The organism is Acidobacteriota bacterium, assembly GCA_016716435.1.
GTDB lineage: Bacteria > Acidobacteriota > Blastocatellia > Pyrinomonadales > Pyrinomonadaceae > OLB17.
This window is the reverse complement of sequence record JADJWI010000001.1, coordinates 440,512-455,555: the sequence shown is the minus strand read 5'-3', so window position 1 is coordinate 455,555 and position 15,044 is coordinate 440,512. Positions and strand designations below refer to the sequence as shown.

Below are 15,044 nucleotides of genomic sequence, written 5' to 3'. Positions count from 1 at the left end.
AGCCCGCGTCACGTGGCTAGGAAAAGTGAATAAAAAAAAGGCGTGGCCGGGGTTAGCGCTCACACCTTTTACTGTTTACGGCGGCGGTTTGCCGCGGGCGGCTTGATGATAGAGCAGGGCTAGATCATAAAGCCGAGGTCGGTTTGCGGGAAAGTGCCGATGTTCGGGAAGACGGAGCCAAGTTCGTTTTCCGGCAGGCCGAACCAGCGGGCTAGGGTCGCGCAGTATTGCTCGACCGAGGTGGTCGGAATCCAGCGGCCGCGGGCACCGGTTCCGCTGGTCGTGTCGTCCGGGCCGGCGGTTCCGATGACGAGCGTTGGGAACGGCGTTCCGTTGGTCGTGTTCATTCCGTAGAAGTCACCGCCCGCGACCGATCCGCCGATCGCCATCATGTGGTTGCCCCAGGCGTGGTCGCTGCCGACGGTCGCACCCGAGCCAGCCGGGTTCATCGTCCGGTTAAAGTCAGAGAGCGTAAAGAGCGTGACGTCGTTTGAGACGCCCTGGACGACCATTTCGTCATAGAACGACCGTGCCGCCTGGCTTACCTGTGAGAGCAGATTGGTTTGGTTGTTAAGCTGATTGTTGTGCGTATCGAAGCTGCCGATCTGGCAGTAGAAGACCTGCCGATTGACGTTAAGGTCGGTTCGCTTCTTGATCAGCCGGGCGATCTGGCGAAGCTGGCGGCCGATGCTCGTGTTCGGAAATGCAACGGTCACTTCCTGAAAGGTCTGCAGAGCGTTGTTCGCCTCCATCGCAAGATCGGTAACGTGGCTCGCTGCGGCGAGGTAGTTGTTATCAAGGTCGATGGTGCGAAGCTGGTTCATCGCATTGCGACGGGCGACCGAGGCCGAGGTCGTGTTAAAGCCTGCGGGGTTGAGCACATTGGCAAGCGAGGTGTTGGCGTCGGCGATGGCCATCGGCAGCGTCGTTTGCCCTGCGGTGAAGAGCTGTGCACCGGCGATCGAGGTGATCATCGGGATGAGGCCGTTCGGGTTGTTCGGCTGGTTCATCCGGTCGGCGATCCGGCCGCCCCAGCCGGTAAAGGCCTGAGTGCTTGAAACGCTCGTCTGGCTCTGTGCCACCTGGTCGGAGTGCGAAAAGAGCTGATAGGGCTTCGGCACAGAGTTGTTCTGATACTGTGCCTTGGTCATCGGGGCGACGAGCGTCCCGACGTTGGTCACCATCGCCAGCTTCTGCTGTGCCCAGAGCTCGTGGATGCCGTTGTTTATGCCGCCGGTAATCGGGCCGAGAGCGGGGTGAAGCCCGTAGGTCAGCCCGCCGATCCGCGGAACACTTATCGGAAGCAGGTCGCCCTGCGGAATGGCAAGGCCCTGCGTCTGGCGGGTCGCGGCGTAAGCGGCATAGTTGCTGACCGAAGCGTCGTTATGCGCCGGGATGACCATATTGTTGCCATCATTGCCGCCGGCCATATAGAGGAGGACGATCGCCTTGTAGCTCTCGCCGCCCTGTGCGGGCTGCTCCTTCTCTTCCATCTTTTGGGCAAGCACGCTCATCATGCCCATATGGTGCATTTGCGTCGCGAGTGCCGTCATGCTCAAGGCACAAGTAGATTTTTTCAGAAATTCGCGTCTTGATTCATTCATCTTTCTCACCTCTGTACCTGGAATTGCGACGAGGTCGCGACCAAATAGATTGCTGCTTGTGCTCGGGCACGGGGAGTTGCCGCCGAAGACGGCGGTCACGGCCGGAAGTATCGTTGCCCGCATCTGCGGCGACATCGTGTAATGGAGCAGACGCTTGTTCAGCTCATCAAGCAGCAGGTTGCCGGTCGGATCAGCGGCGAGCGCTTCCATTTCGGTGAGGTCGAGCGAAGTCCCCTGCGGGAAGTTCTCGGTGCCGCCATTGATGCGGTTATAGACCATCGTATTGAAGACATTGAGCCTTCCGATCGCTGTGCCGGTGGTCATTATCCCAAACTCGGGTCCGTTCAGAGCCGTGCCGGGAATGGTGTAGTCCGGCGGGAAGTAGTTGAACACCGTCGGCGAATAAAAGACGCTCTGCCCGAGCGGGCTTGTCAGGCCGTTCACAACGCCATCCGACTGCTGGGTCAGGTTGGCGGACTTGACGTCAAATGCTTTGAGCACGTTTGTGACAAGCTGAACCGGCTCACGGAGCTTGCCGAAATTCGGGTCGGTCTTGACGTCGCCGCGTGCTTCGGGGTCAAGAAGGATCGCCTTGACGACAGCCTTCAGGTCGCCTCGGACGCCGAATCCATTGTTGTTGAAAACGGCGGCAACGCGTCCGACGTAAGCCGGTGTCGGGTCGCTCGTGACCAGGTGCTGGATCAGGAGTTTGCTGACGAACGGGCCAACGTTCGGGTGATAGAAGATGTTGTCGAGTGCCAGTTCGAGCTCGGTGTTGCCGTTGAGCCCGGCGGGAATATTCTGGTTAACGGCATTCGGATAGGCAAGCAGCGTCTTTGCCGTCATGTCGTGGTTATTTTGGTTAAGGATCATCGGATCCTTGTAGTTGACGATGCTCGGAGCCGAATTCGGGCAGCCGACGTTGCAGAACGTCCAGCCCGTCATCACCTTGGTGAAGTTATCGACGGTCGATTGGTCATAGGTCGGGATCGGCTGATTATTGCCATCAAGCATCAGCGTCCCGTCCTGATTGAGCATAAAGAGGCCGACCGAGAAAAGCTGCAGGATCTCACGCGGGTAATTCTCGTTCGGGTTGTTCTTCGTGCTGCGGACCATGTCGAGGTAGTTGCCCATGGCCGGGTTGAGCGTCATATCGCGCATAAGGTCGCGATAATTACCGAAGGCGTGCTGGCTCAGGATCTTATGGTAGGCGATCATCCAGCTTGATTGCTGTGTATCGACGCCCGAGACCACCCAGATCTGGCCGAGAGCCCATGAAACGCGATGGCGAAGCTGAGGCTCGCCATAGAGAGCTTCCTTAAAGAACCAATTCTGAAGCGGATACTGCGTATAGTGGTCGCGGTTACAGATCCGGCGTTCAGCGGTTCCATCAGCAAACATACCGCAACCGAGGGTCGCATTGTTGCTGTCGATGTGTTTGAGCGGAATGTTCGGATAGGGATTCACGAGCGACGGATACGGTGCTTCGAATTGCTCGGCAAGGTACGTCCGCAGGCCGATTCGGCGAATGCGGTCATCGAGCGAACGGTCAGCACCGAAGGTCGCCTGCTGGAGAAAACGCATCCGGTCGCCGGACCAGCGATAGCCGACGTACTCAGAGGTCGGCGGCTCAGCACCGGTCATGAACGACGCCGCCCGCGAAAGCGGCATCGGCTGCGAGCCCGGATCGTCCTTTATCTCACCGCCGGTCTTTCCGAGCCCCAAACGAACGCGGTTGCTCGAAAGCCCACGCCACGTCAGCCGGACAAGCACATCGCCATTGGCGGCGGGCTGCTCCCAAAATCCGAGTTCATCGCGGAGATAGATCGTTACCCGATACACTCCCTTTTGATATTCAGAAGGCTGAAGATCGACGACCGGGACGCGATACTGCCGCTTCTGCGAGTCTTCGAGATAAACGCGAAAGGCATTAGCCCCCTCGCCTTCCATCAGATCGATGTTGGTGACGTAGAGGTTTACCTTGGCGTTCAGCGGGAATGCTGTCTCGGCAAACGGCTGGCGTTTGCTGTCTCTGCGTTCCTCGGCATACTCAGCCAAGGCTCGGGTCGAGTCTTCCTGACTTAAAAGCACCGGAACCGGAGAATTTGGGTTTGGGTCAATTTGACCAAAAAGATTTAACGACGCAAACAACCCTATTAGCAAGGCTGCAGTTAAGGACACGGGACGCTTTGGCCCGGACACGCGACACTTCATAATTCGACCTCCCTTCTTGCGAAAGAAATCCTTGATTTGCTAAAGAACCCTGGGCTGACCTAACTGTTCGGTAGTGTATGGATGGGGTAACGAAATATTACACTCTCTCTTAGAAAGAAACAACGAATATTTACGGTCTCCGCAAAATTTTCTTCGTGGTTCGCCTGTCAGACGAATGTTAGACGCCTAAAGCGGCAATTTGGACGAAGATTTGCGGTTTGTTTTTTTTCAGCGAGATACGATTCAATGCGTGAAAAAGAACCTTTTATCTGAAAACCCCGGCGGGCCTGCACTTTGAGCGTGCCGTTTGCGGGCATGGTTGGTACGACCTGCCGCCGTTCTCTTTTGACGGTGAGGCTCGAAAACTCCGCTATACCTTCGCGATCGATGGGAAAAAGGCGGCTACATTGACGATATCGCCGTCAAAAGAGCGGCTGAAAGTGATCGCACCGGGTAATCTGCCGAGGAGGCGGTGATCACCACCGTCGGCCGGATGCTGCGCTTAGATGAGGCGTTTGACGAGTTTTATGAATTCGCGTCGAGCGATCCCAGGCCTTGCCTGGACCGCGGATCTTGGGGCCGGGCGGGTGCTTCGGTCGGCGACCGTGTTCGAAGACCTGATAAAAACGCTTTGCACGACGAATTGTTCGTGGTCGCTGACCCGTAAGATGGTTTCAATCTCACTGAAAGTCTTGGGATGTCTTGCAGAGCGGTTTCGGGCGTTTCCGACGGCTGAGGCGATGGCGGCAAAGAGCCCGGACTTTCTCGCACTGAGATCCGGGCCGGTTACCGATCTGATTATCTTGCCGAGATCGCCGAGGGCGTTGCTTCGGGAAAGATCGACCCTGAATCGTGGCTTTTGTCCGATCTGCCGACTCCGGAAATGAAAAAGGAGCTTTTGAAAGTTAAGGGCATCGGGACATACGCAGCCGAGCATCTCTTGAAACTGTTGGGAAGATACGACGGGCTGGCACTTGATTCGTGGCTCCGCGCCGCTTCGCGGAAAAGCATAATCGGAACCGACCGCCGACCGACAAGAAGATCGCGCAACATTACAGAAGGTACGGCCGTTGGCAGGGGCTCGCCCTATGGTGCGATATGACCGCGGATTGGTTTTCGCATTAGCGGTGAGGGCTTAGGCAGAACAATGACGCCTCTTTCGCGTATAGAAAAAAAGACGGGTGCGTAGTAAACTGCCGTTCGGTTCGTTTTGGGATAGCTGATGATCGAGAAAGGAAAGATCTTGCAGGGACGCTACCGGGTCGAAAAGCAGATCGGCCAGGGCGGAATGGGCGCGGTTTTTGTTGCCGTCGATGAACGCTTTGGAAGTACGGTGGCGATCAAGCAAACGCTCTGCATGGACGACAACTATCGCCGAGCGATCGAGCGCGAAGCACGCCTGCTGAACAGCCTCAAGCATCCTGCACTTCCTCGCGTTAGCGATCATTTTGTCGAGGATGAAGGCCAGTTCATCGTGATGGAATTCATTCCCGGCGAGGACCTGTGCTGCATACTCGAAGATCAGGGAAAGCCGTTCGAGGTCGATCAAGTGATCAAATGGGCAGAGCAATTGCTCGATGCACTTGAGTTTCTGCATAATCAGGAAAGCCCGGTCATCCACCGCGACATCAAGCCGCAGAACCTAAAGGTAACGCCAAAAGGCCAGATCATCTTGCTAGATTTTGGGCTCGCAAAGGGCAATCCGAGCGAGATGGGCGGAAGTCCACCACCAAGAGCATTTTCGGGTATTCACGCAACTACGCTTCGCTCGAGCAGATCCAGGGAACCGGAACGGACCCGAGAAGCGATCTCTACTCGCTCGCCGCGACGCTTTATCACCTCCTGACCGAGGTGCCGCCCGAGGACGCGCTCACCCGGGCGATGTCGGTGCTATCGGAAAGGCCGGACCCGCTCGAGCCTGCGAGCCAGCTAAACCCAAATGTCCCGCCGGGGCTTTCTGCGGTTCTATCGATGACGATGGACCTGAACGCCGACCTCAGGCCGCAGAGTGCCCGCCAGATGCGCGAGATGCTCGCGACGCATCAGAATTTTGCAGAGTTCGACGCGGCCAGGCAGCCAGAACAGGCCGAAATAGCCGGGCGATCCACGCTGAAACGACGAGGCTCTTGCCGGAAAACACGGCGAATGTTGCCGCGAGCACGGAGGCTCTGACGGCAGTCATGCCCGAAAACGTCAGCCAGCTTACCCAACTCCGATCGATCCCGGAGACGATCGGGGCCGGCACAGAAGCTCCGACCGGGAAGCGTCGGTTCGTTTACGCAGCGGGCGGCTTGGGGGCTCTCTTGTTGGCAGGCGTTATCGTTGCGGGGGTGGTTTCGTATTCAGAGTTTTCCGTGCCGGAGGTCCCTGTATCTGAACCCGGGCAGACAGCTTTGCCGCTGACAGCAAATATCGCAAATGCCGTGGGTTCGAATCAGGTCGAAGGCAGCGGTGAATCGGACCGGCGGCAAGCTAACACAGCCGAGGATGAGCACGCAGCCCGAGCGGACGCCGAGGGCAACGTTCCAGGCGCTCAGTAACAGCCCAAGGGAAATGTTACGCTCGAAAGTCTCGAGAATCTCGAAAGTGAACGGATCGTGATCGAAGGCGACAAGGTCTATATAGGCAACCGTTTGCTGGATGCCAATTCGTTCGAGTTTCGCCGAATGAGACCGAATGACCCAAGGCTTCGGCCACGGCGGCCTCCGATACCGCCCCAAACTCCGGACGCCAACTTCCGTCCGTTGACGCGAGAAGAGATCCAAAAAATAAGAGAGGCCCGGCGATTGGCCGCAAATGCGAATTTGCAGCGTCAGCCGTAGCCTCCCAAGTCTTCTTTTTTCTAGTTCTTCGCTTCGACGAGTTTCAGGTTCTCGACCGGAAACTTTGCGTCAACAAAGTTCAGGTGAAGCCGCATGCGGCCGTCCTTTGCGTTTTGGCGGTTACAGACTATTGCGAGTCCTGAGTAGTCGTGCGGTTCGCAAATTAGTTTGACGCGGTCGCCGACGTTTACATCGAGTGTTGAAAAGACGGCCGCACCGCTCTTGCTGACGTTTTCGGTGACCGACTTGGCTCCGCTCAGCGACTTCTTTTCTTTATCAACGAGGGCAACATAGCATTCGATCGACTGCCAAAAGCGGACGTCACGACGGATCTTGAACGCGGCCTTTGCCGGCTCTATCCTCCAAAGTCCGTCGGTATTCATTCCGCAAATTCGGAAATGACGCTCCGGATCTTCATTGTAGGACGGCGGAGCATTCTTTCCGGTGAAGGCGACCCCGATGTGGTAAGACTCGTTATCTTCTCCGTTTAACTTTTGGCAGAACTGAACGACGCCCCAGACCCTATAAAACTCTTTGTCATGGTCATAACAACGCATCTCCGCGGGAAGCGGTAGCATTAGTGAGATCAACTGGCCGGGACTAACTTGCCTTGCCATATAGAACCCGGCACCGGTCGGCGAATAACTAACAACATCGGCGACCTCTTTCCAACTCTCGCTGTCTTTCGATTTGCTCTTAACAACGGCGTTAAGGACGGCGGGCTGAGAATCGTCGATGATATCTTCAGAAATGATCTCTACGATGGGTTCAGTTTGGGTTGCGGACATTTTACCTCCGGACATAAGGGGATACATTTAATAGCGGCAATGCTGAATTTAGAAGGCGGCTTCGACCTCAATGCCTTCTAGCGGAAACATTCTGTCGACAAATTCGATATGGAGCCTTACCACGCCATCCGGGCCTAAACGGCGGCCGCGGACGATAGCGATGATGGTGATATTATGTCGGTCGCTCGTTACCCGCAGGAATGAACCTGTCTCAGCCTTGAAAGACGTAAAAACTGCGGCTCCACCAAGGCTGACATTCTCGGTTACGGTCACTTCGCTGGCCACGACATCGCCGTTCTCGTCAAGGACTTCGAGGAGAAGCGACTCAGGTATAGAGAAGCGTGTGTGCCTTCGCAAGTACGAGGGCAGATCGTTCTCATCTGGATTTGAAGCTGCGTCGGTAAGCATCCAAAGGCCTCCATCTTCGCGTGAGCTTATCTCATAAAGTTTTGAAGGGTTTTCGAGATAACTAGAGGGCGGTGTTTTCCCGATGAACGCGACGCCTACACCGTATTTTTGTGCAACAGGGTTGTGCCCGAGCGGAATGCACCGACGAACAAGCGCCCAAACCCTGTATTGAGGCTCAAGAAAATCAAAACACCGGAGCTGCCGGGGCAAGGGTGCGCTCATCGAAAGCAAACGGCCTCGTTTTACCGGCCGGGTAAGCGTAAACCCCGCACCGAACGCCGAAACATCCTCGATACGCGTGACCTCGTTCCAGGTAAATTTCTCATCGACCTTCACCTCGACACGGGCCGGAAGGGCGAGCGAATAGCGCTGGATCCTACGTTGGTCCTTTTCAACTTCAACTTCTGACATCTTTACGGTTTTTCAGGCAGTGGTCTCCGGGAAAGAAGGACGTGAACCAAGGAGTGTTCGCAGGTCGGGACGGGCCGGAGATGGGACGGGGCGTGGATTGCGATTCAGGCTCCCCGCCTGTAAAATCAAAGATAGCATCAAGCAGTGAAAAAATCCAGCACTTTTTACATTGTTTTGTAATGTTTAGCAAAATAATCGCCTGAACCCTATCAAATGGACTCATTACTCGAACGAGAACAAATAAATATTGACGATGAGATGCGCCGGTCGTATCTCGATTATGCAATGTCCGTCATCATCGGACGGGCGCTCCCGGACGTCCGCGATGGCCTTAAGCCGGTTCACCGCCGCATTCTTTACGGAATGTACGAGGCAGGGAACACGTCCAGCAAGCAATACAGGAAATCCGCACGTGCCGTTGGTGACGTGATGGGTAAATATCACCCGCACGGCGACTCGGCGATCTACGACTCGATCGTCCGGATGGCCCAGGACTTCTCGATGCGCTATCCGCTCGTCGATGGCCAGGGCAATTTTGGCTCGATCGACGGCGACAATCCGGCGGCGATGCGTTACACCGAGGTCAGGCTCCAAAAGCTGAGCGACGATGTGCTCGCGGATATCGAAAAGGAGACGGTCGATTTTCACCCGAATTACGACGATACGCTTTCCGAGCCGTCAGTTCTGCCGACAAAGATACCGCTTTTGCTGGTGAATGGATCGGAGGGAATTGCGGTCGGTATGGCCACGAAGATACCGCCGCACAACCTCACCGAGATTCTCGATGCAACGATTACGGTCATCAAGAACCCGACAGTGACGGTTGACGAGCTTATCAAGATCGTTCCCGGCCCCGACTTTCCGACCGCCGGATTTATCTATGGCCGCGAGGAGATACACAAAGCTTATCGCGAGGGCCGCGGCGTTATTCAGATGCGTGCCAAGGCGGCGATCGATCAGATCGGCCGCGGTGAACGCGACGCGATCGTCATTACGGAGATACCGTATCAGGTCAACAAAGCGAGGCTTATCGAAAAGATCGCTGAGCTGATGAACGAGAAAAGGCTCGAGGGAGCCTCTGAGGTCCGGGACGAATCGAACCGCGAAGGCATGCGGATCGTTATCGAGTTGAAGCGCGATGCGATCCCGCAGGTGATCCTAAACAAGCTTTATAAGCTGACACCGCTCCAGTCCTCGTTTGGCATCATTAGTATTGCGATCGTCGACGGGCAGCCGAAAGTGCTTACGCTCAAGGAGATGCTCGAGTGCTTCGTTGCCTTCCGCCGAGAGGTGGTAACGCGACGGACGCAGTTCGAACTTCGCAAGGCCCAGGCCCGGGCGCATATTTTGGAAGGCCTTAATAAGGCGATCGACGCTCTTGACTACATCATTCCGCTGATCCGCAATTCGCGGTCGGTCGATGAGGCCAAGAAGTGGATGACTGCCAATTTTGAGACGCTTGAAGAGGTCAAGAAATGGCGAGGTATCGCGGGCGGCAAAGGCGAGGAGGAGTTCAAGAAAGAGCTTCGGAAGATCATCAACAGTCTTGCGTTTACCGATATTCAGGCACAGGCGATCCTTGACCTGCAGCTTCGCAGGCTTTCGGCCCTTGAGCGGCAGAAGATCCTTGACGAATACGAGTCGATCATTAAGCTGATCGCAGAACTCGAGAATATCCTTGAGAACGATAGCGTGCTCAAGCAGGTGATCATCGATGAACTGCTCGAGGTCAGGAGGCTGTTCGGTGACGCTAGGCGGACGCAGATCGTCGATGCCGGCGTTGAGTTCAAGATCGAGGATCTGATCCCAGATGAAGAGGTCGCGATTACCGTGACAAAGGCCGGGTACATCAAGCGTACGGCGGTCTCGACCTACACACGGCAGGGCCGCGGTGGAAAGGGAAGGCTCGGTGCGACGGCGAAGAACGAAGATTTCGTTGAGCATATTTTCACGGCATCGACCCACGACTACCTGATGATCTTCACCGAGGACGGCCAGGTCTATAAGATCAAGGTCCACGAGATCCCCGAGGCTGCAGCAGCGGCTCGCGGAAAGGCGGTCGTCAACCTCGTTCAGATCTCGATGGAGCGAAAGCTTGTCGCGGTGATGCCGGTTCGCGATTTTACAGAGGAAGTTTACCTGACGATGGTGACGCGAAACGGTGTGATCAAGAAGACATTGCTTTCGGATTATCAGAACATCAGGGTCACGGGAATAAATGCCATCAATATTGACGAAGGCGATGAACTGCTCAATGTCATCCGGACGGATGGAAAACAGCAGATCTTCATCGCGACGCACAACGGAATGGCGGTTCGTTTTAATGAAACGGACGTCCGGCCGATGGGTCGCGTGGCCCGCGGCGTTCGCGGTGTTAACCTTCGCGATGGCGATTATGTCGTTTCGGTTTGTGCCGTCTCTCCCGAAGGTGATCAGAAGATCCTTTCGGTTTCGGAGAACGGATTCGGAAAGCAAACGCAGGTCGCAAACTATCGGCTGACGAAGCGTGGCGGCATCGGCGTCATCAATATGAAGACGACCGAGAAGACCGGCAAGGTCATTTCGGCGTTTCCGGTCGAGGATGATTCCGAGATAATGATAATCACGCAGCAGGCAAAGCTGATCCGGCTCGGAGTTGATAAGATCCGCGAAACGGGCCGGTCGGCTCAGGGCGTGATGCTGATCCGCTGCGACGACGGCGACTGCGTCACATCCGCAACGCTTTTGGCTGCGGAAGAAGGCGAAGAATAGTTCTACGTCGATAGGGAAGTACGGGCCGTTCGGGATCTCCGAGCGGCCCTTTTTCGTGGAAGGGATTCAGATATAATCGAGCCTATGATCGTTGTAATGACAACAGTTCCGAATGAGGCAGAAGGAATGCAACTCGCCAAAGGCATTGTCGAGAACCGGATCGCCGCCTGCGTCCAGGTATTGCCGCGGATGACGTCGGTTTATCGCTGGAAAGACGAAGTGAAAGAGGACGGCGAATATTTGCTGCTGATCAAGACGGTCGCCGAGCGCTACGGTGAGCTTGAAAGCTACATCGACGCTAACCACAGCTACGACGAGCCGGAGATCGTCGCGATACCGGCGAGCTACGTTTCGGACGGATATCTTAGTTGGGTGAAGGATTCGGTCGGCTTATAGCTTGTGCTTCTTTTCAACATCGCCGCATGTTTTGACGATAAAGTCCACGGCGTCCTGCGGAGAATCGGTCAGGTGGATCAGGTTCAGGTCCTCGGGGCTGATGTTCCGCTCATTTAGCATCATCGACGTGATCCACTGGAGCATTCCCTGCCAATATTGCGACCCAAAAAGCACGACCGGAAAGTTGCGGATCTTTCGCGTCTGGATAAGAGTTAATGCCTCGAATAGTTCATCCATCGTACCGAACCCGCCGGGGAAGATGATGTAAGCGTTGCTGTACTTGATGAACATCGTCTTGCGGACGAAGAAGTACTTAAAGGAGAGCGACTTGGTCTGGTACCGATTGGCCGATTGCTCAAATGGAAGCTCGATGTTGCAGCCGACGGAAACGCCGCCTGCCTCAAATGCGCCGCGGTTCGCGGCTTCCATGATTCCGGGGCCGCCGCCAGTGATGATCTCAAAATCCAACTCGGCGAGCAGCTTGGCCGTTTCGCGGGCGGCAATGTACATCGGATCGTCCTCGCGGGTACGAGCCGAGCCGAAAACGGACACACCGCGGATAATGGTCGAAAGATTGTCGAACCCGTCAACGAACTCGCCGAGAATGCGAAAAACGCGCCACGAATCGGACGTCTTATATTCATCCTCCGGCTCAGGCGAGCGGAGAAGGACCTCATCGTCCGTCAACTGCCAATAGCCCGGCTCCTGCTGGCGCTTCTTTGCCTCGGCCACGGTCTTGGGCTCAGGAGGCTTGTGAAGGTCTTTGTTCTTCTTCGGTTTGTTCGCGTCAGTTTCAGCCATAAATCAGTCTCGGAAGTCTAGGAAGTCTAGGATGTCTGGGAAGTCTAGGAAGTCCTTTTTAGTCTAGGAAGTCTTGTCAGTCTAGGATGTCCAGGATGTCGTGAATGACAAATCACCTTCACTACCGAGGCACCAAAGACTTCTTGAGCCAATAAGACTCCCCGACATTCCAGACATCCCAGACTGTCTAGACTTCCAAGACTTCCTAGACTTCTCAAAGCCCCATAATGTTATATCCGCAATCTACGTAGATCGTTTCGCCCGTGATGCCCGAAGCGAGGTCGCTGACCAAAAATAATGCCGTGTTGCCGACCTCGGCTGCTTCAACGTTTCGTTGCAACGGAGCTTTTTCGGCGACGTATGATAGCATCGAGCCCATGTTCTTTACGCCTCGGGCAGAGAGCGTGTTGATCGGCCCGGCCGAGATCGCATTTACGCGAATGCCCTGCCTGCCGAGATCGGCCGCGAGGTAGCGTACGGAGGCTTCAAGAGCGGCTTTTGCTACGCCCATAACGTTGTAATTTCGCACGACCTTTTCGGCTCCGTAGTAGCTCATCGTTACGATACTGCCGCCCTCTTTCATCAAGGGAGCCGCGGCAAATGCCACCTGGTTTAGCGAGAAGGCACTGATCTCGAGAGCCGTGCGGAACGCGTCCCGTGTGGTCGCGACGTAATCGCCCTCAAGTGCCTCGCGAGGAGCGAATGCGATCGAGTGGATGATGTAATCGAGCTTGCCGTACTTGCTGCCGATCGCCTCGAACGCGGCATCGACCTCGGCCTGGTTCGTCACATCCATCGGCAGGATGAGCGAATCCGGCAGATCGCCGGCGAGCTTTTCGACATTTTCTTTAAGCCGCTCGCCCTGAAATGAGAACGCTTGCCGGGCGCCGTTGCGGCTGCACGCATCGGCACAGGCCCATGCGATCGAACGTTTGTTTGCGACGCCAAGAATCAACCCGACCTTGTTTTCCAATAAGTTCATTGTTCCGTCACGTAAATTCGCTGAAGTGCCTCGAAATCGACGAATCTTACCTCAATATTGACCGGGGTTCCGCGAAAGGCGGCGCTTCCGATCGTGCTTCGCAGGTGCCGCTCGTCCTCGGCAGTAAGCTGCGTGACAAGTACGAGCATCAAGCGGACATCAAGCGGCGAGTTTCGCGTTTCGAGTGCTCGCCGGACGAGCCCGGCTTTTCGCATAATGGCCTCGCGTCGATCCTGCCGAAGCTCCGGCGTTACGAGAAACGCAACCTCGCAGCAAATGAGCCGCTTATCGCTGACGAATGCCGCATCAAAAGGCACGCCGTGTACGCTAACGTGGCGGAGCAGCGGTATGCCCTCTTCTTGCTGCATCTGACGAAGTGCGAGATCTTCGGCGACGATGTAAGCCGATTGTAGGTCGCTGATGCTCTCGGGTTCGACCTCGAGAATGCCGGCGAGTTCGGTCACCTCAATGCCGAGGCTCTGCCGCTGGATCTCGGGGCCGGTCGAATCCCAGTCGACGCGAGTGCCCGAACGCCAGGCGGCGAGAACTCGTGATTGGTCGAGTGCGACCCAAAAGAAGACGGCAAATCCGACGAGTCCGAGGCCGAGAAGAATGGCCAACGGCCATATACCGTAAATGACCGACAGAACGATCGAGACGGCCAACAATATCACGATAACGCCGCCGCCGATCAGCAGAGTCGTGTTGCCGGCCGGGCGTGAGAAGGTCGTGATCGAATTATCGAATTGCTTTGCCATTCAGCATCAGGCGGCGGTCGCCCGCTCGAACGGAATATCGTCGAAATGGGTCATTTGCTTAAAGTCCGCAAACCGCTGATTGATCTCAGGGTAATCGAGAGCATCGACCCGTTCGGTGCCGAACTTTTCGACGTTGAACGACGCCATTACCGAGCCGTAGATCATCGCCCGCCGCATTGTGTCGTCGGTGATCTCATTCTGGGCGGCAAGATAGCCCATAAAGCCGCCGGCGAATGTATCTCCGGCTCCGGTCGGATCAAAAACGCTCTCAAGCGGATAGGCCGGTGCGACGAAATAAGCGTCTTTTGTGAAGAGCGTCGCTCCATATTCGCCCCGCTTAATGACAACTGCACGAAGGCCGAGATCCATGATCTTACGTGCAGCCTTGTAGATGCTCGGTTCGTCGGTGAGTTGGCGAGCCTCGGCATCGTTGATGATGATGCAATCGACGACCTTGATGGTCTCGATAACGGCGTCCTTCATCGATGAGATCCAGAAGTTCATCGTGTCCATCGCGACGAACTTCGCATCCGGACACTGCTCGCGGACGCCTTTTTGAAGCATCGGAAGGATGTTGGCAAGGAAGAGCAGTTTCGAGCCCTTCGAATTGTCGGAAAGCTTCGGGTCAAACGTCTCAAAGACGTTGAGCTGCGTGTCGAGCGTATGGGCCGTGTTCATGTCGTAATCGTAACGGCCGCTCCAGAAGAACGTCTTGCCGTCCGGTACGGCCTCTATATCATCGGTGTTGATATGATGACGCTTGAAAACGTCCCACTCGGCATCGCCGAAATCACCGCCGACCACACCGACGGCATTCACCTCGGTGAAAAAGCTGGCCGAGAGCCCAAAGTGCGTCGCCGCACCGCCAAGAACCTTATCGCTCTTGCCGAACGGCGATTCGAGCGCGTCAAAAGCGACAGAACCTACAACTGTTAATGACATAAGTTTGAGTAATTGCCGGAAGCCAGAAGCAGAGAGAGCCAGAAGAGTTTCCCCCAGAGGCGTTCGCAACTGGACTCCCCATTTTACACGGCATAGAGGTTTTTTGCGATTCCAGAAAGTCAGAACCGCCTGCGTTAGCGGGCGGCCAGTTCGCGAGTGTAAGAATT

General features: G+C 55.8%; 10 protein-coding genes and 2 pseudogenes. 5 read left to right on the top strand and 7 right to left on the bottom strand.

The window, feature by feature from the left end:
• Positions 1-119 precede the first annotated feature (119 nt).
• Positions 120-3,695, bottom strand: coding sequence for a DUF1800 family protein (locus tag IPM21_02240; protein MBK9162733.1), 3,576 nt, complete (start codon positions 3,693-3,695; stop codon positions 120-122).
• Positions 3,696-4,290: 595 nt separating this feature from the next.
• Between IPM21_02240 and IPM21_02235 the strand changes: the two genes are divergently transcribed.
• The 4 genes and pseudogenes from IPM21_02235 to IPM21_02220 all read left to right on the top strand — a co-directional run bounded on the left by IPM21_02235 (position 4,291) and on the right by IPM21_02220 (position 6,358).
• Positions 4,291-4,485, top strand: coding sequence for a hypothetical protein (locus IPM21_02235; GenBank protein ID MBK9162732.1), 195 nt, complete (start codon positions 4,291-4,293; stop codon positions 4,483-4,485).
• 216 nt (positions 4,486-4,701) lie between these two features.
• Positions 4,702-4,920 (top strand): hypothetical protein, encoded by a 219-nt coding sequence (locus IPM21_02230; protein ID MBK9162731.1) that lies wholly within the window; start codon positions 4,702-4,704, stop codon positions 4,918-4,920.
• Positions 4,921-5,040: 120 nt separating this feature from the next.
• Positions 5,041-5,990: pseudogene (locus IPM21_02225) on the top strand (serine/threonine protein kinase).
• Between the two features lie 8 nt (positions 5,991-5,998).
• Positions 5,999-6,358 carry a hypothetical protein gene (locus IPM21_02220; GenBank protein ID MBK9162730.1) on the top strand — a complete coding sequence of 120 codons (360 nt, stop codon included), beginning with the start codon at positions 5,999-6,001 and terminating at the stop codon, positions 6,356-6,358.
• 302 nt (positions 6,359-6,660) lie between these two features.
• Here IPM21_02220 and IPM21_02215 read toward each other — a convergent pair whose 3' ends face one another.
• A complete protein-coding gene (locus IPM21_02215; protein ID MBK9162729.1) occupies positions 6,661-7,428 on the bottom strand; it encodes a PilZ domain-containing protein in 768 nt (255 codons plus the stop codon).
• A 48-nt stretch (positions 7,429-7,476) separates the two neighbouring features.
• Complete coding sequence (locus IPM21_02210; protein MBK9162728.1) at positions 7,477-8,247, bottom strand: PilZ domain-containing protein; 771 nt, start codon at positions 8,245-8,247, stop codon at positions 7,477-7,479.
• Between the two features lie 213 nt (positions 8,248-8,460).
• Between IPM21_02210 and gyrA the strand changes: the two are divergent.
• Positions 8,461-11,394: pseudogene (gene gyrA / locus IPM21_02205) on the top strand (DNA gyrase subunit A).
• On the opposite strand, the gene IPM21_02200 reads toward gyrA, so the two are convergent.
• The 4 genes from IPM21_02200 to IPM21_02185 form a co-directional block, all read right to left on the bottom strand.
• Positions 11,389-12,195 (bottom strand): TIGR00730 family Rossman fold protein, encoded by an 807-nt coding sequence (locus tag IPM21_02200; GenBank protein MBK9162727.1) that lies wholly within the window; start codon positions 12,193-12,195, stop codon positions 11,389-11,391. The pseudogene gyrA and the gene IPM21_02200 overlap by 6 nt on opposite strands.
• A gap of 214 nt (positions 12,196-12,409) precedes the next feature.
• On the bottom strand, positions 12,410-13,177 hold the full coding sequence (locus IPM21_02195; GenBank protein ID MBK9162726.1) for an enoyl-ACP reductase: 768 nt from the start codon (positions 13,175-13,177) through the stop codon (positions 12,410-12,412).
• Positions 13,174-13,935, bottom strand: a complete 762-nt coding sequence (locus IPM21_02190) for a hypothetical protein (protein ID MBK9162725.1) — start codon at positions 13,933-13,935, stop codon at positions 13,174-13,176. The genes IPM21_02195 and IPM21_02190 overlap by 4 nt, the downstream gene beginning before the upstream one ends.
• Before the next feature lie 6 nt (positions 13,936-13,941).
• Complete coding sequence (locus IPM21_02185; protein MBK9162724.1) at positions 13,942-14,877, bottom strand: sugar kinase; 936 nt, start codon at positions 14,875-14,877, stop codon at positions 13,942-13,944.
• Positions 14,878-15,044: the final 167 nt, after the last annotated feature.